Source organism: Pseudoalteromonas sp. N1230-9 (genome assembly GCF_032716425.1).
Taxonomy (GTDB): Bacteria; Pseudomonadota; Gammaproteobacteria; order Enterobacterales; family Alteromonadaceae; genus Pseudoalteromonas.
The window spans coordinates 3,487,037-3,510,752 of the sequence record NZ_CP090419.1 but is presented as its reverse complement, the minus strand read 5'-3'; the positions used below and the strand labels follow the sequence as shown (position 1 = coordinate 3,510,752).

General features: G+C 41.5%; 25 protein-coding genes and 4 tRNA genes. 13 read left to right on the top strand and 16 right to left on the bottom strand.

Annotated elements, in window-relative coordinates; translation table 11 throughout:
- Window positions 1-29: 29 nt before the first annotated feature.
- The 4 genes from LY624_RS16525 to LY624_RS16510 are packed head-to-tail and all read right to left on the bottom strand — an operon-like array spanning window position 30 to window position 2,224.
- Window positions 30-371: a gamma-glutamylcyclotransferase family protein gene (locus LY624_RS16525; RefSeq protein ID WP_341803507.1), complete on the bottom strand. Its 342-nt coding sequence runs from the start codon at window positions 369-371 to the stop codon at window positions 30-32.
- A gap of 1 nt (window position 372) precedes the next feature.
- Window positions 373-915 carry a 1,2-dihydroxy-3-keto-5-methylthiopentene dioxygenase gene (locus LY624_RS16520; RefSeq protein WP_130150974.1) on the bottom strand — a complete coding sequence of 181 codons (543 nt, stop codon included), beginning with the start codon at window positions 913-915 and terminating at the stop codon, window positions 373-375.
- A complete protein-coding gene (gene mtnC, locus LY624_RS16515) occupies window positions 912-1,598 on the bottom strand; it encodes an acireductone synthase (RefSeq protein WP_341803506.1) in 687 nt (228 codons plus the stop codon). Before mtnC ends, LY624_RS16520 begins: the two co-directional genes overlap by 4 nt.
- Window positions 1,595-2,224, bottom strand: a complete 630-nt coding sequence (locus LY624_RS16510; protein WP_130150976.1) for a methylthioribulose 1-phosphate dehydratase — start codon at window positions 2,222-2,224, stop codon at window positions 1,595-1,597. Before LY624_RS16510 ends, mtnC begins: the two co-directional genes overlap by 4 nt.
- Window positions 2,225-2,323: 99 nt before the next feature.
- Between LY624_RS16510 and LY624_RS16505 the strand changes: the two genes are divergently transcribed.
- Genes LY624_RS16505 through LY624_RS16495 form a run of 3 tightly spaced genes read left to right on the top strand, consistent with a single transcriptional unit; the run spans window position 2,324 to window position 5,717 of the window.
- Window positions 2,324-3,466 carry a methionine aminotransferase gene (locus LY624_RS16505; protein ID WP_341803505.1) on the top strand — a complete coding sequence of 381 codons (1,143 nt, stop codon included), beginning with the start codon at window positions 2,324-2,326 and terminating at the stop codon, window positions 3,464-3,466.
- Window positions 3,454-4,227, top strand: a complete 774-nt coding sequence (locus tag LY624_RS16500) for an amidohydrolase (RefSeq protein ID WP_341803504.1) — start codon at window positions 3,454-3,456, stop codon at window positions 4,225-4,227. Before LY624_RS16505 ends, LY624_RS16500 begins: the two co-directional genes overlap by 13 nt.
- A 56-nt stretch (window positions 4,228-4,283) precedes the next feature.
- Entirely contained in the window at window positions 4,284-5,717 is a 1,434-nt protein-coding gene (locus LY624_RS16495) for a mannose-1-phosphate guanylyltransferase/mannose-6-phosphate isomerase (protein ID WP_341803503.1), read from the top strand.
- 63 nt (window positions 5,718-5,780) lie between these two features.
- Here the strand turns inward: LY624_RS16495 and LY624_RS16490 are convergent, their stop codons facing one another.
- From LY624_RS16490 to LY624_RS16475, 4 genes are all read right to left on the bottom strand, one after another.
- Window positions 5,781-6,044 carry a hypothetical protein gene (locus LY624_RS16490; RefSeq protein WP_193987982.1) on the bottom strand — a complete coding sequence of 88 codons (264 nt, stop codon included), beginning with the start codon at window positions 6,042-6,044 and terminating at the stop codon, window positions 5,781-5,783.
- Between the two features lie 95 nt (window positions 6,045-6,139).
- Window positions 6,140-8,296, bottom strand: a complete 2,157-nt coding sequence (locus LY624_RS16485; RefSeq protein ID WP_341803502.1) for an ATP-binding protein — start codon at window positions 8,294-8,296, stop codon at window positions 6,140-6,142.
- A 109-nt stretch (window positions 8,297-8,405) separates the two neighbouring features.
- On the bottom strand, window positions 8,406-9,062 hold the full coding sequence (locus tag LY624_RS16480; protein ID WP_062567537.1) for a helix-turn-helix transcriptional regulator: 657 nt from the start codon (window positions 9,060-9,062) through the stop codon (window positions 8,406-8,408).
- Between the two features lie 230 nt (window positions 9,063-9,292).
- Window positions 9,293-9,664, bottom strand: coding sequence for a histidine triad nucleotide-binding protein (locus LY624_RS16475; RefSeq protein WP_062567538.1), 372 nt, complete (start codon window positions 9,662-9,664; stop codon window positions 9,293-9,295).
- A 104-nt stretch (window positions 9,665-9,768) separates the two neighbouring features.
- On the opposite strand from LY624_RS16475, the gene LY624_RS16470 reads away from it, so the two are divergent.
- Window positions 9,769-10,386, top strand: a complete 618-nt coding sequence (locus tag LY624_RS16470; protein WP_341803501.1) for a DUF2057 domain-containing protein — start codon at window positions 9,769-9,771, stop codon at window positions 10,384-10,386.
- Between the two features lie 54 nt (window positions 10,387-10,440).
- Here the strand turns inward: LY624_RS16470 and LY624_RS16465 are convergent, their stop codons facing one another.
- A complete protein-coding gene (locus tag LY624_RS16465; protein ID WP_341803500.1) occupies window positions 10,441-12,285 on the bottom strand; it encodes a M1 family metallopeptidase in 1,845 nt (614 codons plus the stop codon).
- 145 nt (window positions 12,286-12,430) lie between these two features.
- Between LY624_RS16465 and murB the strand changes: the two genes are divergently transcribed.
- From murB to tuf, 8 genes are all read left to right on the top strand, one after another.
- Entirely contained in the window at window positions 12,431-13,441 is a 1,011-nt protein-coding gene (murB, locus tag LY624_RS16460) for a UDP-N-acetylmuramate dehydrogenase (RefSeq protein WP_341803499.1), read from the top strand.
- Entirely contained in the window at window positions 13,438-14,430 is a 993-nt protein-coding gene (gene birA / locus LY624_RS16455) for a bifunctional biotin--[acetyl-CoA-carboxylase] ligase/biotin operon repressor BirA (protein WP_341803498.1), read from the top strand. Before murB ends, birA begins: the two co-directional genes overlap by 4 nt.
- Window positions 14,427-15,125 (top strand): type III pantothenate kinase, encoded by a 699-nt coding sequence (locus LY624_RS16450; protein ID WP_130150986.1) that lies wholly within the window; start codon window positions 14,427-14,429, stop codon window positions 15,123-15,125. The genes birA and LY624_RS16450 overlap by 4 nt, the downstream gene beginning before the upstream one ends.
- Window positions 15,126-15,242: 117 nt before the next feature.
- Window positions 15,243-15,318 (top strand) — tRNA-Thr (locus LY624_RS16445).
- 40 nt (window positions 15,319-15,358) lie between these two features.
- Window positions 15,359-15,443: transfer RNA gene (locus tag LY624_RS16440), tRNA-Tyr, on the top strand.
- A 44-nt stretch (window positions 15,444-15,487) separates the two neighbouring features.
- Window positions 15,488-15,562: transfer RNA gene (locus LY624_RS16435), tRNA-Gly, on the top strand.
- Window positions 15,563-15,574: 12 nt separating this feature from the next.
- Window positions 15,575-15,650 (top strand) — tRNA-Thr (locus tag LY624_RS16430).
- Window positions 15,651-15,786: 136 nt separating this feature from the next.
- The gene (gene tuf, locus LY624_RS16425) at window positions 15,787-16,971 is read left to right on the top strand and encodes an elongation factor Tu (RefSeq protein ID WP_062567544.1); all 1,185 of its coding nucleotides are present in this window, start codon (window positions 15,787-15,789) and stop codon (window positions 16,969-16,971) included.
- A gap of 77 nt (window positions 16,972-17,048) precedes the next feature.
- Here the strand turns inward: tuf and LY624_RS16420 are convergent, their stop codons facing one another.
- From LY624_RS16420 to LY624_RS16390, 7 genes are all read right to left on the bottom strand, one after another.
- The gene (locus LY624_RS16420) at window positions 17,049-17,924 is read right to left on the bottom strand and encodes a hypothetical protein (RefSeq protein WP_341803497.1); all 876 of its coding nucleotides are present in this window, start codon (window positions 17,922-17,924) and stop codon (window positions 17,049-17,051) included.
- Window positions 17,925-18,048: 124 nt separating this feature from the next.
- A complete protein-coding gene (locus LY624_RS16415; protein ID WP_062568382.1) occupies window positions 18,049-19,242 on the bottom strand; it encodes a dipeptidase in 1,194 nt (397 codons plus the stop codon).
- Window positions 19,243-19,301: 59 nt separating this feature from the next.
- The gene (locus LY624_RS16410) at window positions 19,302-19,559 is read right to left on the bottom strand and encodes a YheU family protein (protein ID WP_341803496.1); all 258 of its coding nucleotides are present in this window, start codon (window positions 19,557-19,559) and stop codon (window positions 19,302-19,304) included.
- Window positions 19,556-20,536 (bottom strand): hydrolase, encoded by a 981-nt coding sequence (locus LY624_RS16405; protein WP_237120369.1) that lies wholly within the window; start codon window positions 20,534-20,536, stop codon window positions 19,556-19,558. Before LY624_RS16405 ends, LY624_RS16410 begins: the two co-directional genes overlap by 4 nt.
- Window positions 20,537-20,678: 142 nt before the next feature.
- Entirely contained in the window at window positions 20,679-20,819 is a 141-nt protein-coding gene (locus LY624_RS16400) for a DUF3149 domain-containing protein (RefSeq protein ID WP_074989877.1), read from the bottom strand.
- Window positions 20,820-21,056: 237 nt separating this feature from the next.
- Complete coding sequence (locus LY624_RS16395; RefSeq protein WP_341803495.1) at window positions 21,057-21,473, bottom strand: TIGR02444 family protein; 417 nt, start codon at window positions 21,471-21,473, stop codon at window positions 21,057-21,059.
- Window positions 21,460-23,379, bottom strand: a complete 1,920-nt coding sequence (locus LY624_RS16390; RefSeq protein WP_341803494.1) for an ATP-binding cassette domain-containing protein — start codon at window positions 23,377-23,379, stop codon at window positions 21,460-21,462. The genes LY624_RS16395 and LY624_RS16390 overlap by 14 nt, the downstream gene beginning before the upstream one ends.
- Before the next feature lie 129 nt (window positions 23,380-23,508).
- Between LY624_RS16390 and LY624_RS16385 the strand changes: the two genes are divergently transcribed.
- A complete protein-coding gene (locus LY624_RS16385) occupies window positions 23,509-23,712 on the top strand; it encodes a YheV family putative zinc ribbon protein (protein WP_062568377.1) in 204 nt (67 codons plus the stop codon).
- The last annotated feature ends 4 nt before the right edge of the window (window positions 23,713-23,716 follow it).

Below are 23,716 nucleotides of genomic sequence, written 5' to 3'. Positions count from 1 at the left end.
AGCGCTTACTTATAAGCGCTTTACTGGTTTTAAAGGGAGCTTTTCACCACATAAACCCACGCATTTGCTCCACACTTAAACTGCTGTGCAATCCGTTGATAATCATCAACCTCATACTCATCAGCTTGGGCAAGCTCTTGCTTTGTAATTGCGTAAATTGTGCCATTAACTGTGTCGTTTTGATTCCCAGTGTAAAGTAGGGCAGGATGAAAACGCTGCCCACTACTTTTTAAAACTGCCGCATCAGTAATTTCAATTTCGCCAATGACATAACCTAATAAGGTGGCTGACTGACCTTCGAGTAAGCGCCCGAAAGTGTCTAGCTGAACTTGAGGGTATTGCAACGTCCCATATGAAAACAACTTTTCCATATTAATCCAGTAACGGGAAACTTTTAGCGATTGCTGATTCTGTACTTTTAGCAACCCATCCTTCGGTATTATTAAATAAGCGAATTGCTGTAAATTCAGGATTACTCCCCATATCAAACCAGTGAGGGGTAAGCTCTGGCACAGAAATCAAGTCACCTTGCTCGCAAAGCACTTGATAGACCTTATCGTTTAAATGTAAGCAAAATAACCCTTGGCCTTTTACAAAAAAGCGCACTTCATCTTCGCTGTGAGTATGTTCAAATAAAAACTTGCTACGTAATTCCGCTGCATTAGGGTTACCTTTAGCAAGCGAAATAACATCGACAGTTTGATAGCCCCCTTCAGTCTTAAGCTGTTCTATATCGTTAGCATAGGCAGCTAAAATCGCGTCATGACTGGTGCTCTCATCAATATGCTGAGTTGCTTTCCATTGCTCGAAACGTACACCTACTGCTTTAAGTTCTTTTGCAATGGCACTTAAGTCTTCACTATAAAACAATACATCGTCAGCGTTGTTATCATTAAAAATCGTTAATTGACTCATGCTAAAAGCTCCGCGCTAAATGTCGTAAAATCATTAATGTATGGATGAGCGTCGCTCACTTGTTGGCCATCACGAACAAGGTGTAAGGTACGAAGGCCTGCGGCTTTTGCAGCATTAAGTTCTGCTTCCACATCGCTTAAGAACAACACCTCTGCGGCGTCAAATGGCAATTCTGCAATAATATTCTCGTACGAGCGCTGTTGTTGTTTAGCGCCAACTTTAGTGTCGAAGTAGTTGCTGAACAAAGGTCTAATATCGCCGTAATCAGAAAACTCAAAAATAAGGTGTTGCGCTTTTACTGAGCCAGAAGAGTAAACATATAGATTTTTTCCTGCTTGTTTTTGAGCTTGCAAGAAATCATAAGCATCAGGGTAAATATGACCTGTAAAATCGCCATTTTCATAGCCTGTTTGCCAAATTAAACCCTGTAATTGTTTTAATGGTGTGACTTTTTGATCTGTTGCAATCCAGTGTAGCAAGGTATTTATTACTGTTTCTAAGTCAGCCTCTGGCTGCTCAATGTGCGTTTTGACTGCGCTTATCTGCTCGGCAACGTCAGGGTCGTTCTTGTGTGTTTTAATAAACTCAGGGAGTTGCCCTGCAGCATAAGGAAATAACACATCTTTGACAAACGAGATGCGGGTAATTGTGCCTTCAATATCGGTTAAAATTGCTTTGATCATAGCTGCACTCCAGCTTGAATGCCTTCTAGTTTTAGACGTTCGAGTTCACAACTAAATAAAAACTCTAGCCCTTCTAAGTGGCGTAAAACTTCTTTAACGTCTCTGCCTACAACGTATAAACCATGACCACGAATAAGCACTGCATGTTCAATTGGTGTGTGTAAGTGATGGTCACTGACCAATAAGCTTAAACGGTCAATATCTTGGTCATTATCAAAAATAGGAATACTAAGTGTATCTAGATGTGATTTTACACCACTCAAGGCTTTTTGCATTTCATAGCCATGCAAATGAATAGCATGACCTTTGATTACGCGAGATAATACTGTTGCAGCTACTGAGTGGGTATGAAGAACAAATTTTGCTGACGGGATCAGCTTATACATGTTCAAGTGAAGCTCTGTTTCTGCGGATGGTTTACCTGAGCCCTTAGTGCGGTTTCCGTTATGATCAAACTCAATAAATGCATGGGTACCAAGTTGGCCTTTATCAAAACCACTGGCGGTGACCACATAACCACTTTCTGTACGTGCTGAGAAGTTACCACCAGTAGCAGGAACCCAACCACGTTGGCTTACCCACTTACCAGCTTCAATTAGTTCTGAAATAGCGGTATTGTTATGCATACATTCCTCGACATTCTAAAAATTTTTTAGACGGCTATACATCTGTTTTAAGCAATGATAGCATCGCTTCGGGCGCAAAACCATCTTTAAGGAATCTCTGTGTTTGAAAGTAAATTGCCAAACTTAGGCACCAGTATTTTTAGTCAAATGACAGCTTTGGCAAATCAGCATCAAGCTATTAATTTATCTCAGGGTTTTCCTGAATTCGATGCGCCTGAACTGCTAAAAAAACAGCTCAACCATTATGTGTTAGAGGGCTTTAATCAATACGCACCATCTAGTGGCATTGTGCGCCTGCAACAGCAAATTGCGGCACTGATAGCTAGAAAATACCATAACAACATAAATTATGAGCAACAAGTAACGGTGACATCAGGCGCAACCGAAGCATTATTTGTTGCCATTCAAACGCTTGTAAAAGAGGGTGATGAAGTAGTGGTGTTTGATCCCGCTTATGACTCATACCAACCGGCGATTGAGCTGGCTGGTGGGCGCTCGGTTCATGTGGCATTACAGGCTCCTGATTATTGTATTGATTGGCAAGCTGTTGCAAATGCGATTAGTGAAAAAACCCGTGCTATTATCATTAATACACCACACAACCCGAGTAGCAAAACGCTTAAAGCTGAAGACGTTTCAGCACTTAAGGATCTTGTTAAAAAACATGATTTATACGTCATCAGTGATGAAGTTTATGAGCATATTATTTTCGATAAAGAAGCTCATTTAAGTGTACTCACAGACGCAGAATTGTTTGCTCGCAGCTTTGTTATTTCAAGCTTTGGTAAAACCTTCCACAGTACGGGGTGGAAAATGGGTTACTGTGTGGCACCGAGTGAGTTAATGAAGGAGTTTCGTAAAATTCATCAATACGTGACATTTTCTAGTTTTACTCCTGCGCAGCATGCACTCGCTGATATGTTAGAGTTAAAACCTGAGCATGTTGAACAGTTAAATGAATTTTACCAGCAAAAGCGTGACTTACTAAGTGAAGCATTAAAAGAAAGCCGTTTCACTATTTTGCCAAGTGAAGGAACCTATTTCTTATTGCTTGATTACAGTGATGTGTCTGATTTGGATGATGTTGAGTTTTGTCATTGGTTAGTTGAGCAAGCAGGTGTGGCGGCAATTCCATTGAGTGTGTTTTACAGCACTCAGAGTCACGATAAAGTGATACGGTTATGTTTTGCCAAAAATGATGACACGTTAAAACGTGCCGCGGAGATTTTATGTCAACTTTAACCTTAGCTTTAGTACAGTCATCACTGCATTGGCTTGATAAAAGCGCTAACCTTGCACGCTTTACTGAGCAGCTTAATAGCTTCAATGAGCAAGTTGATTTAATTGTATTACCAGAAACCTTTGCCACGGGTTTTGCGATTAATCTTGATTGCAGTGAGCCAGAGCAGGGTGAAGTACTAAATTGGTTACAAGCCACTGCAAAGCAAAAGAATGCCGTGATTGCTGGGTCTGTGCTGGTTGTGCAAGGAGACAAAAAGGCAAACCGCTTTTATTGGGTTTGGCCAAATGGTGAAGTGAGATTTTACGATAAACGCCATTTATTCTGCTTAGGTAACGAAGGCGATTATGTTATTGCAGGGAAACAGCGTGAGGTGTTTACCATCAATGATTTTCGTATTCTCCCACAAGTGTGTTATGACTTACGCTTTCCCGTGTTTCAGCGTAACAATGATGATTATGATGTAATGATTAATATCGCAAACTGGCCAGCAGCCAGACGTCATGTATGGGACACATTATTAAAAGCACGAGCGATGGAAAACCTTTGTTATGTTGCAGGTGTCAATCGTGTCGGAGAAGATGGCAATGATGTTGCTCACAGTGGTGGCACAGCAATTTATGATTTTAAAGGGGAAACACTTGCTAAGCTCGATGATAATCAGTCGGGTATCATTATTCAGCATTTAGAAAAATCACCACTGGAGGATTTTCGCCGTACTTTTCCTGCCCACTTAGATGCTGATCAATTTCAGTTACTCTAAGCCGAACTCTTAAAAGTTTGTTAAACTCATGGTTGGTTTTTTTACTGTAAGCAATCATGAGTTACAAAATCACGCCTGTTATTCTTGCTGGTGGCATCGGCTCTCGTCTATGGCCATTGTCGCGTAAAGCAATGCCTAAGCAATTTTTATCTTTGCTTAGTGATGAGTCACTACTACAAAGTACATTGAAACGAGTGACAAGCTCGCGCTTCAATCCGCCTATTTTGGTATGTAATGAAGAGCACCGCTTTATTGCGAAGTCACAGGTATCAGAGGTCGTTGATGACTTTACTTTGCTACTTGAGCCAGAAGGTAAAAACACGGCACCAGCTATCGCACTAGCCGCTGAATATGCAGTGCAAAATGGTTTAATGGATCCGCTATTAGTCATGCCCGCTGACCACCATATTAGTGATTTTGAAAAGTTAATAGCGCGATTAGATGACGCTATTGCTCTTTGTGAACAGCAGCAACTAATAACGTTTGCAATTAAACCGACCGTACCCCATACCGGTTATGGCTACATCCGCCAAGGTGAAGAACTGAGCCGTGAAGGGTGCTTTAAAGTTGCAGAGTTTAAAGAAAAGCCAGCCCAAAAGTTGGCTGAGCAATACGTACTTAGTGGTGACTATAACTGGAATAGTGGCATGTTTTTGTTTCTACCTAATGTGTATTTAAACGAACTTAATCGCTTTGCACCAAAAATAGCACACAGTGTCACTAAAGCTGCTGAATTTAAAGAAGATCTAGGTTTTCTCAGGCCGAATGATAAAGTACTCAGTACATGCCCAAGTGATTCAATTGATTATGCTATTTTAGAGCGTAGCGACAATGTCGCAGTGATCCCGGTTGATTTACATTGGAGTGATATAGGGAGCTTTTCTGCGCTTTCGACACTTGCTGATAAAGACCCGTTTGGTAATTACTTAAGCTCACAAGGGGTGAGCGTTGATAGCGACAATAATCTACTAATAAGCGAAGCCGACCATACAATTGCCGCGTTAGGTGTGACTAATAAAGCAATTATACATACCCATGATGCGACTTTAGTGGCTGATAAAAATGCCCTTAATAAACTCCCTGAATTACTCAAACAACTTGCTGTATCAGCAAGCGATAAACTAACGCACCATCAGGTCGTATTTAGGCCGTGGGGTAACTATCGCACATTGGTAGAAAGCGTTGGCTTTAAAGTAAAAAAAATTAGTGTCAATAGTGGCGCTAAGCTGTCTACACAACGGCACCAACATCGAGCAGAGCATTGGGTTGTGGTTTCAGGTATTGCAAGTGTACGTGTAGGTGATGATGAATTTGAACTAAGTGCCGATCAGTCTTGCTATATTGCAGCAAAGCAAATACATCGTTTAGCTAACTATTACCATGAGCCACTTATTGTTATTGAGGTGCAAACCGGAGGTATTTTAGATGAATGTGATATTGAACGTTTTGAAGATGAGTATGGCCGAAATGGCCACAACTCTGATGTTTAAGTAAGTTGCACTTACTGAAAACGTTATTATGTTCTTTACTCAAGGGGAGCCACAGAGGGCAAGCTAAACTAAACCAATAGCGAGCCCTAAAATGAGTACCAGCCAAAAAATAGCAGTATCCCTGAAATGGTTTAACAGCCAAAAATAAATTAACGCTAATACCCCAGAAATGGCAGCACCAACAATGGATGTAATGAAACCAAGGCCGAACATTAGGTTAAACAACAACACAATAGCTGTGTAAATACCCGCACATAAACTGGGTCGTTCGGTATTTATTAACAGCTTTAATAATGCAACTAAAATTAAAATTTTAAAAATCAGCATAAGTCCTATCCTTGGTTCTGGAGTGCTTTAAATTATCATTACTTGAGTAACGGCACTTTGTATATTTAATTAACTCCGTAAAAACGGCACCTAATTTAGCTCAGCTCACTTCTTACATGTGCCAAATATGCCTGCAAGCTTTCTTGCCAAAGGCCTAGCGCACCGGTGAGAGATTCCTTTAGGGGCTTATTATCGAGTAATTTACGTTCTACTTTTTTTAACTCTAAGCCATAGCGGTTAAAGCCAAGCTGTAATGCAGTACTTGCTTGGCGGTGCAATAGCTTTATACATTGCTCTTTATCATCTTCAACGAGTTGCTGGCAGCGAATTAGCTTGTTACGGGCTGATAAAACAAATTCATTATAAATAGAGGATACTTCATCTTCATTGAATGAACTAATAAGTGCTGCGGCAGCTGTTTCATCATAAAGAGTATCTCGAAGCTCGACTGCGATGCTCGCAGCTTGATTTGACTGTGAGTCACTAAGCGCTTGGCGCAGCTTTTGCTGTTTGATTGGTTTGCCAACGATGTCTTTTATACCTAGAGCCAAGTATTCTTTTATTTCATCAGGACTGAGGCTTGCAGTAAAAGCAAGCACAGGAGTACGTTGGTTTAGATGGTCCATCGCCTTGAGCCTTTTAAGTACTTCTTGGCCTGTGAGATCCGGTAAATTCATATCGAGAAGTACGACATCAAAGTGGTGTTTTTGCATCAGCTCAATTGCGCTGTTACCGTCTTTTGCCAGCTTAATTTTATGCTCGTCATCAGCCATAAATTCAATCGCAATTTTTTGGTTTAAGTCGAGGTCCTCTACTAACAAAACATCCAAGCCGGTGACATAATCTTTAGATTGATGGCGTTGTTCTACAAGGCTTAATTCACCAACAGCAAGGTTAATATCAAAGCTAAACGTACTGCCTTTTGACAGCTCACTCTCTATATTTAATTTACTGCCGAGCTTTTCAAGCAAGCGACTGGTAATCGCAAGGCCAAGGCCTGTACCGCCTTTTTCTTTTCCTGCGCTACTTTGTACATAGGGTTCTGTTAGATATGCTATTTCTTCATCTTCAATGCCAGGGCCTGAGTCAATAACACTGATGCGAAGTAGGTTTTCAAACTGACCTTCTTGAAGTAGTTTTACATGAATTTTGACTGAGCCGTGATCTGTAAATTTAATCGCATTACCGACAAGATTGATGATGACTTGTCTGAGCTTTTGTTGATCACAGTAGTAACATGCTTGCTCAGGAAGATCATAAATAAGTTCAAACTTTAAGTGCTTTTGTTCAGCCAGAGGACTCAGCAATAGGCACAAGTTATTGAGCCATGTTTTTAGTTCAACGTCTTCTTCGTAGAGGGCTTCGTCTCGCTGGTCGAGACTTGCATAATCAAGTACCTTATCGACCAGTAAATTAAGGGATTCAGCTGAGTTAATAATCGCTTCGCAATAAGGTTTATCTCGAGGATCGCTAGATTGGTTCATAATTAGCTGCGCACTGCCTAAGATACCGTTTAAAGGAGTACGAATTTCATGGCTGATAGTTGATAAAAATAACCCTCTGATTTCGAGATCTTTATGCGCTTTTTCGGTGAGCTGATTTAAATTCTGCTCGCGTCTTTCATTACAAAGTAAAGCCATGCCAGTGGCGTAAAACATAGGTGCAATGACACCATTGATAAACAGCGTGATACTAAACCAGTTCTCAGATAATAAATTGGCTGTACTGACATCACCCATCATTAACGTGCGACCAGTGAATACCGCAAGAATAATTATTAAAATCATGATGTATACAATGCTGCCATTCGGATAGTTTTTACGACCATTACGAATAAACAGAGCCAGCAAAAATAATGATTCAATAATGTGCTGTAAATCTGAGACGAGTATTCGACTACGCAGTTCGGTATTGTCTGTGGCAAGGTAAATCATTGTTAGTGCTAGCGTGATAGTTATGCCAATAAAGATTCTCAAGCCAATACATTTCGCATTAAAAAATTGGCAAATTGCGAGAACGTGGATGATTGATGCGCTAAACATAAATGAGTTAGCAATAGAAATACTCGCGATATTATTGATATGACCATGCAGTGCAAAGCTCATAACTGAAATAAACATCACCAATGGGTAAAAAATATAAAGTAAGGTGCCTGGAGTATTTTTGTTGGTTCGCCACGTGAGATAACTAAGTAATGTCATTACAGCCATCATGGCTGCGCTTGCATAGTAGAGGGTCGCTGAGTCGAGCATTGTATTTCCGAGGCATTAATGAACAGCTTGAGAATAAAGTCTATTGTTATGTTTAGCAACCAGAAACAAAAACAGACGCAATGTGCGTCTGTTTTTTAGAGAATAAATCTTAACGAATTTCGTCAGGAATATTTTGCTGTGCCCAAGATAAAAGCTCAATACGGTTACGGCATTTAGTTTTTCTAAATGCACTGTATAGATGAGTTTTCACCGTGTGCGGACTAATACTTAAGTCCTCAGCAATCTCTTTATTTTTAGAACCTTTGCTCATTAGCGAAATGATCGCTTTTTCGCGTTTAGTTAGTTTAACAGGTTCAATATCACCATCAGTCAATTTATGTAATGCATCTTTGTTGAACTGCAACATGCGATTTAATGCGTTACACATTATTTCACGGCGATACCAAAGTTGGTCTTCTAACAATAGACGAATGCCTTTCATTAACACGTCGGCATTATCAGTTGTGTAGAACACACCACGAATACCCGTTAATAAAGCGCGATTCGCAAGTTCTGGGTTTTCATCAAGATTAAACAATACAATGTCGCATTTAATACGAAGATTCACCAGTTGCTCTTTAAGTTTTCCCCACGCGTCGGTGCTTGATGTTTCAATGAATAACAAGCGTGTACCTTCCGGAACTTCAGAAATATCAGTACCAGATGTAACCGCAAGGCCTTGAGTCTTTAATAAAGGTTCTAAGACATTAATGCCAATTGTGTTAACCGGTTCCGAATCTAATAGTAAAAAGGCTGAACTACTCATATTTATACACTCTTGAATAAAGTTGACTCTTGCATCCTACCATGCCATCCACCCCTTTCGTATTAGAAATTTCTGAGTCTTGCGCAGGAAAAGTACAGTTTGTGTCTATTTTGTTTCAAAAAATACCGTTGGTTAACCTTAATATTTATGTTAACTCACTGATATCTATTTATAATAGACAGTATTAGTTAATTTGTATTGTTTTTTACAATTATTAACATTAAAACGTATTAGATTTGTTGTTTCTTCTTATCTTGATAAGGAGGCCACCCCATCTCTTTACCTGCAAGCATGTGTAGGTGGATATGGTACACGGTTTGGCCGCCATGGTCATTGCAATTCATAACGACACGAAAACCATCATCACTAAAACCAAATTGTTTCGCGAGTTTTGCAGCCACTACATATAAATGACCAACAAGAGGGGCATGCTCCTGTGTGATGTCGTTAATCGTTGCAATAGGCGTTTTTGGAATAATTAATACATGAAACGGCGCTTGTGGGTTTATATCTTTAAAGGCGAGTGCTAAATCATCCTCATACACGATATCAGAAGGGATTTCGCGGTTAATTATCTTTGTAAAAATAGTCTCTTGGCTCATACTTAGCTCTCTTAATTCGTGGTTAATTGACCGCACACTAATGACAAACTTTATTTGCAGTGTCAAACTGAAACTGCCGCAAGTTAAACAACCAAGGAGTGATCATGCGTAAGTCAGTATTACTAGGTAGTGTGTTTGCACTATTTTATAGTGCCAGCAGTCTAGCTGAAACTATCCACTTTCCAGAAGAGTTTGTGCCTTTACAGGTAGGTGAACGTTTAATAGAACAATCGTTTTTTAGTCGAGTTGACGATGTTGAGCTTGCACCTGGGACTTACCAGTTAAAGTTAAAATACACTGACCTTTATGAACAAGGTTATGACGATCATCAAGTTGTTGAGTCTGAGCCTTTTTGGGTTGAAGTAACGGTTGAAAGCGGCAAAAACTATGATTTAGTGTTTAATCGTGCCAGCAATGCGGTGGCAGCAGAAGTGTTTGCTGAATCACCGCAAGTAAGTTTAAAAGCAAAAGGCAGTGAGCTTGCTATGCCATTATCAATCATTGGCTATCGTGCAGCACCTGCTCAAGCCATGGCGAGTGCGCCTGTTGCTGCATCAAGTAGTCAACCGGCAACGACTGCACCTGTAACTTTGCCAGCAAAAGTACCTGGTGGACAGGCGAGCTTGAAAAATACCCCAAATGCAGCGGCAATGCTTGAGTTTTGGTGGCAACAAGCCAGCCCTGAAGAGCGTCGTGCATTTTTAGATAAAGTGACGAACTAATAATTGGAAAATTAAAAGGCGCTGATTTTCAGCGCCTTTTTTGTGTTTGACTTATTATTTTGCGAATAAGCCGTCAACGGTACCTTGTGCAAGTGGGTGATAACCCGCACGGGCTTTTAAGTACACATCATGCGCCCAGTCTTTTTTACCGTTTTTAATTAGTGCTTTATAAAGTGGCACAATTAACTTACGGCGACCAATACCAGATAAGTGCTTATCAAGCGCAGGATAGATAGGTTGATAACCATTACCTACCGCTAGCATAAACCATGCAAAAGCACGCTCAGCATTAGTTGACTGCGTTAGATTGAACTGGTTATCAAGCTCAGTCATTTTCTCAATGCTTAAATCACGAGGTAGATTATTTAAAAAGTGTAGCCACTCATGAACAGACCAATCCGCGGTTGGTAAGTCCGCTGCGCTAATTTCACCGTTTAACCATGTTTTTGTAACTGCGTCGACTTTATCGAATGCATCAGACGTTGGGTTTGGCGCATCACTTGGTAAACCAGGCTCAAAAATCCACTCATTTACTTTATCCATGCTTACAATGCCTGGATACTTTTCGATTAAGTTGGCTTTTAAGTAAGTAACAAACTGAGCTGTTGTTAAAGACTTAAATGAGAACTCATCGAAGTAAGCTTTTACAAATGGATCGAATTTATCACGACCAAACTTGTTTTCTAGGTAGATTAAGAAAAGCTGGCCTTTGGTGTAAGGCACTGAACTAAATGCATCATCAGGATCACGGCCATTAAGTTTTAAGTTAAGGCGTGTATCTGGTGCCGGTAACGTTTTAATTAGCTTACGTAAGCCAGCGGCATCGAGCGCTTGCTCCATCACAGCACGGTCACGACCAAATACTTCTTCCATAATGCGGTTTTCAACGTAAGACGTGAAGCCTTCGTTTAGCCATAAATCTTCCCACGTTGCATTCGTCACTAAGTTACCCGACCAAGAGTGAGCAAGCTCGTGAGCAATTAGATTTACTAAGCTCTTATCGCCAGCAACGACCGTTGGAGTGATGAATGATAAACGCGGGTTTTCCATGCCACCAAATGGGAAGCTTGGTGGTAGCATTAATAAGTCATAGCGCCCCCATGCATATTCGCCGTACATCGCGTTCGTTTTATCGATCATCGCTTGCGTGTCGTCAAACTCAGCCACAGATGCATCTAAAATGGTTGGCTCAGCAAAAATACCGGTTTGCTTAGACATGGCTTTGAATTCTAGATTACCCGCACCAATTGCGATTAAGTATGGTGAGATGGGTTGTGGCATATTGAATAAATAGTCACCATCTTTATAGAGCGCATCTTTGTTGTCTGCACTCATTACCGCACGAATATCTTTTGGTGTGTGAATACGAGCAGAGTACGTCACGCGCATTGCTGGCGTATCTTGTACTGGGATCCAACTACGAGCATGAATTGCTTGTGATTGGCTGTACATAAAGGGGTGTGACTTACTGGCTGTTTGCTCTGGTGTTAACCACTGTAAACCTGAAGCTTCTGGGCGGCTGTTGTAGTAAATACGCGCCTTAACCGCTTGGCTTTTAAATTTAATTGTTAATTTTGAGCCCTTTACGTCATCACGTGCAGCAAGGGTAAAGTCAGCGTTGTGCCAGCTGCCTTTGTCATCTTGATACATGACTTTGTCGATATCTAAATCGCGGGTATCAAGAACAAGCGTTTTGCTGGTTGCATTATGCCAATCTAGCGTATGCTCAACAAAACCTTCTAATTGCTTATCATCAAAATCAACATCTAAATCTAGTAATAGGTGAGTGGTTGTTACGTCATCTAAGTTTGCGTAAGTGTGCTGGCTGATTGCGTCAGCAGTTGCTTGAGAGCAAGCTCCGGCCATAGCAAGACTTAAAAGTAATGGTTTAAACTTCATAATAACCCTAGAACGGTAATGAAAAAGAGCCTGTTTTATAACATGATTAGTGCAGTGGGTTGAGTGATTTTTACAATCTAATGCGTATTTTGCGACGATAGGTTACACTAATGCGATTAGTTACCGGTAACCTTTGAGGCGTTTTGTGGCTCAGTCCCTGCAATCTTTTCATACCTTTTCTTTGCCAAGCCAATGCCAGCACATCTATCAAATCGATGAAGTGAATCAGCTTTTAAGCACAGACTTTTCTGAGCCATTTTGTATTTTAGGTGAAGGCAGTAATACGGTGTTTTTATCTGACTACCAAGGCTCTGTGATCCACATGAATACGAAGGGCATAGATATAGAGCAACAAAGCGATGGCTTTTTATTGCACATTGCAGCTGGAGAAAATTGGCATCAATTAGTTGCTATGACTATTGCTAATGGCATGCCTGGGCTTGAAAACCTTGCTTTAATACCCGGGACTGTTGGTGCTGCACCAGTGCAAAATATTGGTGCGTATGGTGTAGAGCTGGAAAAGTTTGTTAGCTATGTTGAATACTTTGATATTGCGACAAAGACGATTAAACGTTTAGCCAAAGACGAGTGCCAATTTAGCTATCGTGACTCTATTTTTAAGCATGCACTTAAAAATAAAGCGGTGATCACTCAAGTAGGATTACTCTTACCTAAAAAATGGCAGCCAGTACTAAGTTATGGGCCATTGCAAAAACTTACACAACCTTCTCCACAACAAGTGTTTGAGCAAATCATTGCGACTAGAAACAGTAAATTACCCAACCCAAGCGAACTTGCGAATGCGGGCAGTTTTTTCAAAAACCCAGTGATCAGTAATGAGCAGCTAGCATTATTGTTACAACAATACCCAAACTTGCCTCATTATTTTGTCGATTCTGAGCATCATAAAGTTGCCGCAGGCTGGTTGATTGAGCAGGCAGGGTTAAAAGGCTATAAAGTTGCAGGGATAGAGGTTCATCAGCAGCAAGCATTGGTGTTAGTAAATCACGGTAATAGTAATGGTGATGACTTAATTAAAATGGTGAAACATATTCAGCAGCAGGTCTGGCAAAAATATCAAATTGCTCTGCAACACGAAGTGCGACTGATTAACGCCGAACATGAATACCATATTGAATTGAGAGCTTCATCATGAAAGCGCCAGATGGTAATAAGCTCGCTATTTTACATGCTCTGAATACCGGTGGTTTTATTTCTGGTCAGCAATTGGGTGAGCAGCTCGGTATCAGCCGCGCAGCAGTGGGTAAACATATTCACTCTTTGCAGGAAATGGGGCTCGATATTTTCAAGGTCACGGGTAAAGGGTATTGCCTTAATAATAGTGCGGGCTTACTGAACGAAGATAAAATTGGCAAGCATTATAATGAGCTGGGTGGCAGCACCGCTAATGTCGAAGTACAGCCAATTATAGATTCTACCAATAGTGAGCTAATGCGTCGCTTACAAAGCGATATTCCACTCACGTCCGGCACCGTACTCGTTGCAGAAATGCAGCAAGCAGGAAGAGGTCGCCGTGGGCGCGTTTGGCAGTCTCCGTTTGGTGCAAATTTATATTTTAGCTATTTTTGGCGTTTGGATGATGGCTTGCAAGCGGCTATGGGCGTATCTATTGCTGTTGGGCTTGCTGTTTACGACACGCTTAAAGCCTTATATCAATTGAATGTAGAGCTTAAGTGGCCAAACGATATCTACTTAAACCGTGAAAAACTGGCGGGTGTATTAGTTGAGCTTGATGGTCAGCCGCAGGGGCCTTGTCAGCTTGTAATAGGTATAGGTATCAATTTACATATGCCAGAAAGTGCCAGTCAGCATATCGACCAAGCATGGACAGACTTAAGTCAACATGTTCAGGAACTTGATAAAAGTAAGCTGGTGGCTTACCTATGCTTTTATTTAGAAAAACGTTTAGCGCAGTATCAACAAACAGGCTTAAATGATATGTATCTGTCGTGGAATCAGTTAAACGCATTTGCGAATGAATACGTTGAGCTTAATACAGGGCATCGGAGTTGGCGTGGTATTTGTGAAGGAATTGATAGCCAAGGTGGCGTTCGTATTCGTCAAGATGGCGAAGTGAAAAGCTATTATGGTGGAGAAATTTCATTGCGTAAGGCTGAGTTATGAAACTGTTAGTTGATGTAGGTAATACCGCAATTAAAGCGGTTTTGTTTGATGGTAACCATTATCAGGCATGCGAACTTAACGCGATACCTTGGTCACAAATACAAGAACTGGTTTATGCGTGTGTGGGTAGCGCTGAGTTACTCAAGCCTTTATTAGCACAAGCACAACAACATTCCATTCCTAACTTTGAAGCGGTGGTCACTGCTAAGCTTACCACCTTAAGCTGCGCCTATCAGCAGTATCAAAATTTAGGGATCGATCGTTGGTTAGCAGTGATTGCTGCTTTTGTAGAGTATCCTCAGCAAAACTGCATTATTATTGATGCCGGCACAGCTACAACGATTGATGTACTTAACTCTGAAGGTACGCATTTAGGGGGATGGATATTACCAGGTCTTGATTTAATGACGACCTCGTTGACCCAAAACACTAAGCGGGTGTTTGATGATGCACAAATACCTTTTAGTTCTGAATTAGGCTGTAATACACCGAATGGCTTAAAAAATGGTGCGCTGGTGGCCACGATAGGTGCTATTGAACAAGCTAAGCAGCATATCAATGATGCATCAGTTACCTTGTTGTTTGCCGGCGGTTATGGAAAATTGCTAGCTGATTCATTTTCTCACAGTCAATTTGATAGCTTATTGGTTTTTAAGGGCCTTAATTATTGGCGAGAACTGACAACAAAACGGTAAAAAAGCGGCAATTTGCCTGAATAGTGAGCGTTTGACACATAAAATCACACTTTTTTTAATTTTATTGTTGCATCACAATAAACCTTACCTTAGAATCTCGCCCCGTACTAAAGCAGTGCCGACTTAGCTCAGTTGGTAGAGCAACTGACTTGTAATCAGTAGGTCATCCGTTCAACTCGGATAGTCGGCACCACTTTCCTTTTACCGGAAGTGACTTAGTAAAGAATTTTCGTGGAGGGGTTCCCGAGCGGCCAAAGGGATCAGACTGTAAATCTGACGGCTCAGCCTTCGCTGGTTCGAATCCAGCTCCCTCCACCACTTTATTCTTGACGGTTAGAGGTAGTTTAAGAACAGGTTTCTATGCGGGCATCGTATAATGGCTATTACCTCAGCCTTCCAAGCTGATGATGCGGGTTCGATTCCCGCTGCCCGCTCCAGACTCTGGTGTTGCTGATATAGCTCAGTTGGTAGAGCGCACCCTTGGTAAGGGTGAGGTCGGCAGTTCAAATCTGCCTATCAGCACCAGTATCGAGAACTCATCTTAATTTCTTCCTTTATCTGTCAGAAAAAACTATTTGAAATTTGAAAAAATTAAATTAATCTACCCTCGGTGGATTATTTTCATATGTAATCTAGATACACAAAACTGATAGGTTCCGTCATGGCAAAAGAAAAGTTTGAACGCGTAAAACCGCACGTAAACGTAGGTACAATCGGCCACGTTGACCACGGTAAAACTACCCTAACTGCAGCAATCACTAACGTACTTGCAAAAGTATACGGTGGTGTAGCGAAAGACTTCGCATCAATCGATAACGCTCCAGAAGAGCGTGAGCGTGGTATCACAATCTCAACTTCACACGTTGAGTACGATACACCAACTCGTCACTACGCACACGTAGACTGTCCAGGACACGCCGATTATGTTAAAAACATGATCACGGGTGCTGCTCAAATGGACGGCGCAATCCTAGTAGTTGCTGCGACTGACGGTCCTATGCCACAAACTCGTGAGCACATCCTACTTTCTCGTCAGGTTGGTGTACCTTACATCATCGTATTCATGAACAAATGTGACATGGTTGACGACGAAGAGCTACTTGAGCTAGTTGAGATGGAAGTTCGTGAACTTCTTTCTGAGTACGACTTCCCAGGTGATGACCTACCTCTAATCCAAGGTTCTGCGCTTAAAGCGTTAGAAGGTGAGAAAGAGTGGGAAGACAAAATCGTTGAGCTTGCAGAAGCACTAGATTCTTACATCCCAGAGCCAGAGCGTGACATCGATAAGCCATTCATCATGCCTATCGAAGACGTATTCTCAATCCAAGGCCGTGGTACAGTTGTAACTGGTCGTGTTGAAGCTGGTATCATCAACGTGAATGACGAAGTTGAAATCGTAGGTATCAAAGAAACTACGAAGACAACGTGTACAGGTGTTGAGATGTTCCGTAAGCTTCTAGACGAAGGTCGTGCGGGTGAGAACATCGGTGCACTTCTACGTGGTACTAAGCGTGAAGACGTTGAACGTGGTCAAGTACTAGCTAAGCCTGGTTCAATCACTCCACACACGAAGTTCACTTCAGAAGTATACGTACTTTCTAAAGATGAAGGTGGTCGTCACACGCCATTCTTCAAAGGTTACCGTCCACAGTTCTACTTCCGTACAACTGACGTAACAGGTGACGTACAGTTACCAGACGGCGTTGAAATGGTAATGCCTGGTGATAACATCAAGATGACTGTAGAATTAATCGCTCCAATCGCGATGGACGAAGGTTTACGCTTCGCTATCCGTGAAGGTGGCCGTACAGTTGGTGCTGGTGTTGTTGCAACTATCGTTGAGTAATATCAACAGATAGAGCTTCACAGCTTATAAAAAGGTCGCCTAGGCGGCCTTTTTTAATGCCTAACAGAAAGTTTTGGCTACTGCTCGATAAATTTATTGAGCTCATCTCTTAAGTGCGAGGGTTTGAGGTTATTAGTCATAGCATTCGCCACTTTACTATCACCATTGGATTCTAGCATTTGGATGCGCTGTGCCAGAGTCGTCGCTAATTGGGTTTTTCCCAACTGCTTGGCGCGGAAAAATTGCGCCACCAACGCACTCGCTGAAAGATTTTTAACGTACTCATTTGCATCATTTAATAATAGCTTTTGAAAATAGTCGGCTAGTTTAGGTGAAACTGCATCTAAGTGAGATAAATTCTCCAATGCTTGAATGCGTATCTTAGGCTCGTTTGTATACTCACTGATGCTTATCATGGCATCAATGGCCGAAGATTCCTGTGTATCATCCAGGTCTCGTCTCAGCATACCTAAGGTCATTCTGAGTTGTCCATAAGCTGCTAGGCGATCATCGTCGGTATTACTCATGTTTAATAACGCTGTAAATGCATCATTAATCGATTTATTCGCGTAGTTCGGATCGGCTTTTATACGCTGTCGATAATCTTCAGGTAGTTGTCGGAACCAATTTACGGAAGGATTTCTTTTCGTTGCTTCTGCGATACGTGCTTTTTCACGCTCTTCGATGACTTGTTTTACTTTTGATTCGATAAACGAAGGCTCAATCGTGGGCGTACTATTTTCAAGCTCGTTAATGCGTGTCTCTAAGTCAAGAATATATCCGTGTAGAGCAACGAGGTTTTCTCTATCTTGTTTAGGAATAATTGAATCATCGATAGTAAAGGGAAGTGAACTAGAAGCACGTTGCTTATCCACACTGAAATGGTTGTAAATCGTTAGTCCAAGCGCAGTGCTTGCCAAAACAAGTGCAATATTTCCTTGCCAAGTCGACATATCACATCATCCAAGTTGCTTTGTAATACCAGCAGATTAAAGCAGGCAGTTAGTATTATCAATCACTTGTACGGATAAAAACAAAAAGCGCAGTGAGTACTGCGCTTTGATTAGTGATTAAAAGTTAGTGCGCTTTTGCATACGCCTCAGCTTGTTGCCAAACACGTAGCATATTGCCACTTAGAATCTTTTTAATATCTTTATTGCTGTAGCCTCTATCCATAAGCCCTTGAACAAGGTTAGGGTAGCTTGCTACATCTTTTAAGCCAGTAGGTAGAGAGTCGCCTACACCATCGTAGTCAGACCCAATACCAACATAATCAATACCAATGAGCTCAACGACATGGTCGATGTGATCTAGCACCTGCTCAAGGCTTGCATAAGGGAATGGGTTTTTAGCACGATAAGCTGCGTCAAAATCTTTGCTTAGCTTAGTACCGTCTTTTTTCTTATCGGCTTTTGCAGATTTTAGTTGGTCATACCAAGAGCCAGCTTGTGCTGTCACAAAGCTTGAACCAAAGTTGATTTGAATAACGCCGCCATTCTTTTTCAGTGCCAATAGCATGTCATCATTCATATTACGCTCAAAGCCAGGCGTATATTTACGCAGTGAAGAGTGTGATGCAATCACAGGTACTTTTGAAATTTCCATTACTTGATAAAATGCATCATCAGAAATATGTGAAACATCTACCAACATACCTATGTTATTCATTTCTTTGACTAACTCTTTACCGAATGGGCTCAGGCCTTTCCATTTACGGCGGATATCATAAGATGAGTCAGAAATATGGTTGCTCTGTGAGTGTGCAAGGGTGATGTAGCGCACACCACGATCATAAAAATGCTTAAGGTTTTTCATCTCACCTTCAATCGGCGAGCCGTTTTCCATACCCATTGCAATCGACATTTTGCCTTGTTTAAACTGTGCTTTGATATCAGCGGTTGAATCTGCAATAGCAAACTTATCAGGGGCACGTTGCACAATGGCTTCCATGCTATCAATCAGCTGATTAGCAAGTTGGTAGCTTTTCCCTTTGCCTTCAAATTCTAGGTTTGCTGGAATATAAATCGACATGAAAGGAGCGTTTAAACCACCTTGTACTGCGCGTGGGTAGTCAAAGTCGCCGTCATCGGTGGCTTTTGTTACATCAGCCCACTTATTATGAATGCGATAAGGCACATCGATATGGGTGTCAATTAAAATAGTGTCTTTTGCCAGTTTTATGGCTTTGTCTGATGCAGTAGCCTGTTCAGCGTGTGCTTGGCTAATTAAAGCCAGCGAAACGGCGGCAACCAATGAGCTTAGTTTTTTCATTTTTAATGGCTCTTTAAGTTAAAAAGCCATTGTGAAGGGTTACAGTATAACTTACAAGTTTAGTCGTTAAACGACGCTTGACACTCAGGATCAGCTTGCAGAGCAACGAATTCAGCTTTCGATATTATTGTTACTGATTCATGTAACTCAGAAAAAAACACCATCGCTTCACCACTTTTAAGCTGTTGATGAACCTGCGCAACTTTATTTTCAATACTTACCTCTTGCTCACCATAATCGGTGCCTTCACGTAGCACATAACTTTCAATTAAGTTATATAGCGTGTCTTTATCAATTTGTTCATGAGGGATGATCATAACTGCTCTTTTTTAACGATCTGTGTGAAGTAGCTAGGCACTATGTGCTCTAACCAATAAACAGGCTTAAATGGGTTATTACCACTAATAAAGCCTACGTGCCCGCCTTTGTCTGACACTCGCAGAGTAACATAGTCACTGACATCTGTACCATTAGGCACAGCTTTTACTGATAGCATGGGGTCATCTTTAGCATGTACAATTAGGGTCGGTGTTGCGATTGTTTTTAGATAAGGTTTAGCGCTGGCTTGTTGATAATAATCTTCTGCCCCTGAAAAGCCATGTAAGGGGGCGGTTAGCATGTCATCAAACTGCCATAAGTCGTTAATTGATTTTAACTTTTCAGGTGTGAGATTTATTTGTTGCTGAATTTGTGGCAACTTTCTTTGCATTGATTTTTTCATGCGATCAAGCAGGTATTTTTGGTATATCTTGCACAAACTTTTACGAATAATTTCACACGAGGCAGACAAGTCAAATGGCGCCGATACTACCGCAGCGCCAGTTAAGTGTGAGGATTTGCCTTGTTCACCTAAGTATTTAGCTAAGACATTGCCACCTAAAGAAAAGCCGACGGCAAATAATGGGCGAGAAGGAAATTTACCTTTCAAATAATTAATAAAAAAGCGCAGGTCTTCAGTTTCACCACTATGATAGGCACGAGCCAATCGATTAACTTCCCGTGAGCAGTTGCGAAAATGCATAAGCACAACCGCAAACCCTTGCTGCTTTAGTTTTTTCATCATGCCCTTGGCATAAAAGCTATTTATATTGCCTTCAAGCCCGTGCAATACAATTGCCAGTGGTGCTTGGTCATTGTGGGGGTGTGCCCATGCAAGTTCTAAGAAATCACCATCTGGAGTGTTAAGTGTCGATAAGTTGTAACGTGTTTTATGAAAAGGGCGAAAAAAGCGCGGCATTATGGTTTGTAAATGGCGATTGCGCATCCACCACGCAGGTTTAAACTCAGGTAACATAGTTGACACTTTAAAGACAAAACAAGCGCCTATTGTAGCAAGTTTTTGCTTTTTTAGAACAGTTTAACGATTTTGGCTTATGCAAATAAAAAGCCCCTAAACAATAAAATTGGATAGGGGCTTTGTGCGTCGTGCTTAATTCTTACTTAGGAACTTCAGCGTCGTGTACTTTTTTAATGAAATACCCGACGTAAAAAAGGCATAAAACGATAACAACTGCCAAAATGCCAAATGACATAAATAAGACTGGGTCGCTAAAAAAATCTCTAAAGAATACGTTCATGGTTGTGCCTCCTAATGTCTATGGGTTAATCATAGGCTGGCTTGGCATAGCCTGACATGATCCAGATCAAGCTATTTTCCTGAAGCTACACAAGGCGATTTAGAAGTTGATTTGGATCAAGTTTGCTGAGTCTGAGTTATTAGTACTCGCCTTTATTCGAGCGAGAGCGTTATTTTATTGCTGTGAAATTTTATGGGGTAAGGTAGTGGTGATATGAGTTGGGTTTGCTAATCACCTTTATCTTATATACAACTTTAAATTATCTGCTTTTGGGTTTGATGTAAGTGTGCAAGTATTCACGCTATCAATGAGCATTTGCTGCTGTTGTTTTTCGAGCTTTAGTTCTGTACTGAGTAATTCTTTACGAATCGTGGCGTAGTCAGCAATGTCGACTTGATTGGCTTTTAGATAGCCGCGAGCCGTGCGTAGAGGTTTTAATACCAGCTCGTCAAACTCAACAATGCATAATTCAAGCTGATTAAGTTGAGATTTGTTTAAAGCAAGCTCAAGAGAGTCTAAATAATAAAGCAACAAGCACAAATTCACATTTTTGCCTTGCTGGCTTTGATAATCTAACAGCCGTGTTTGCATGCCTTCTTCATCATAAAGCCGGCACGCAAACTGCCAAAATGCTTCGCTATTAAGCGGTTTCATCGGCAAAGGCCTGTTCTTTTTCTTCGAGTTCTTCCAGCGCCATCAATAATTCTTCTTCAACGGCATTTAGTTTTGGGGTTAACTCAGCTTGCTTCGTTAGTAACTTTGTTAGCTTTGCTTTATTGTCGTCATTATATAAATCATTGTCGCCGAGTGCGGTTTCAACTTCATTAAGTTCTGTTGAGTACTTATCGAGCTGCTTTTCAAGCGTGTCGATTAGCTTTTTTAATGGCTGCACTGACTTTCTAAATTCAGCTTCTAAGCGCTTTTGTTCCTTGCGGTTTACACTTGAATGAGCTTTTGTTGCATTATCTTCTGGTGTTTTCGCCGCTTCTTTATTCGCATTTAGAAGCCACTGGTAATAAGCATCAAGGTCGTAGCCAAATTGTGTGACTTCGCCGTTATCAACAAGGTAATACTCATCGGCGGTATTTTTTAGCATATGGCGGTCGTGCGATACGGTAACCATCGCACCTTCAAATCCTTGCAGTGCCATTACAAGAGCATGTCGCATTTCTAAATCAAGGTGGTTGGTAGGCTCATCCAGTAAGAGTAAGTTGGGTTTTTGATATACCAACATCGCCAGCACTAAACGTGCTTTTTCACCCCCCGAAAATGGCGCAACTGGCTCAAGGGCTTTATCACCAATGAAGGCAAAGCCTCCTAAAAAGTCGCGCAGTGATTGCTCTGTTGCTTGCGGATTTAAACGTTGTAAATGCGTAACAGCACTGGCTGTTAAATCAAGAGACTCCAGTTGGTGCTGCGCAAAGTAACCAATATTTAAACCTTGATGCTGGAACACTTCGCCCGCTTGTGGGTCAAGTTCACCTGCTAACAGCTTGATAAGTGTAGACTTACCTGCACCATTTCGGCCAAGCAGGGCAATACGGCTACCAGGTACTAGGTTTAGCTTAATACTATGTAAAATAGTGATGTCGCCATAGCCCGCTTTGGCTTGGTCGAGTGTCATTAACGGGTTTGGCAGCGCAGTGGGTTCTGCAAATTCAAAATCGAAAGGAGAATCGGCATGCGCAGGCGCTAGTTTTTCCATTCGCTCTAAGGCTTTTACGCGGCTTTGTGCTTGTTTTGCTTTACTCGCTTTGGCCTTAAAGCGTGTAATAAACTTTTCTAGATGGGCTATTTGTTCTTGTTGCTTTTCGAACATAGCTTGCTGTTGCAGTAAACGCTCCGCTTTTTGGCGTTCGAATTGCGAGTAGTGGCCCTTGTAAACATTAATTTTTTGCTGATCGATGTGCCAAATTTGATCAACCACCGCGTCTAAGAATTCACGGTCGTGAGAAATCAGTACTAGGGTGCCAGTATAGGCGCGTAAAAAGCGCTCTAACCAGTATACGGCATCGAGATCTAAGTGGTTGGTTGGTTCATCTAACAGCAATAAGTCAGCGTCACGAATAAGTGCTTGAGCCAAGTTTAGGCGCATACGCCACCCACCTGAAAAGGCACTGACAGGGTTGCCTATTTGCTCATTACTAAAGCCTAAGCCATGTAGCAGTTCACCAGCTTTGGCTTCGATGCTATAACCTTGAATATGTTCAAGGCCGATATGCGCTTTGGCTTGTGCTGCGCCATCGTCATTTTTTTCAGCTTCGCGGAGTGCGATTCTGAGCGCATAATACTCAGGGTGGCCTTGCAAAACATAATCAAGCGCACTTATTTCCAGTGCCGGTGTTTCTTGTTTAACAGAGGCGATGGACCAATCTTTAGGGATGCTGCACTCACCCGCATCGAGCTGCAACTCAGACTTTAGCAAACTAAACAGTGTTGATTTACCACAACCATTAGCCCCAACAAGACCAACTTTATGTTCAGGGAAAAGTGTGGCGCTGGCTCCTTTAAGGAGTGCTTTACCACCACGAAGTAGTTCGATTTCTGAGATTTGGATCATTGAAAAATACTATGCTGAGTCCTAGTTAAGTTGCGTTATCATAACACGGATCCTATAAGGCTTCGCAATCGTATCAAACAGAGAATTATTAGGCTAAAATAGCGGCCTACATGCCACGGGAGATCACTTATGAGACAAAAAAAACGCTTTATTGCTGGTGCGTCATGCCCAGAATGTGGGGCTATGGATACCATGATGCTTTATAAAGAGCATGATGTCGAAAAAGTGGAGTGCGTACAGTGTGGCCATAAAATGACCCAGCCAGAGAAGGCTGTGCAAGCTTCAACACGTCAATTTGAGCAGGTAATTGGGGTATTTAAGCCGGGTGATTAACCCG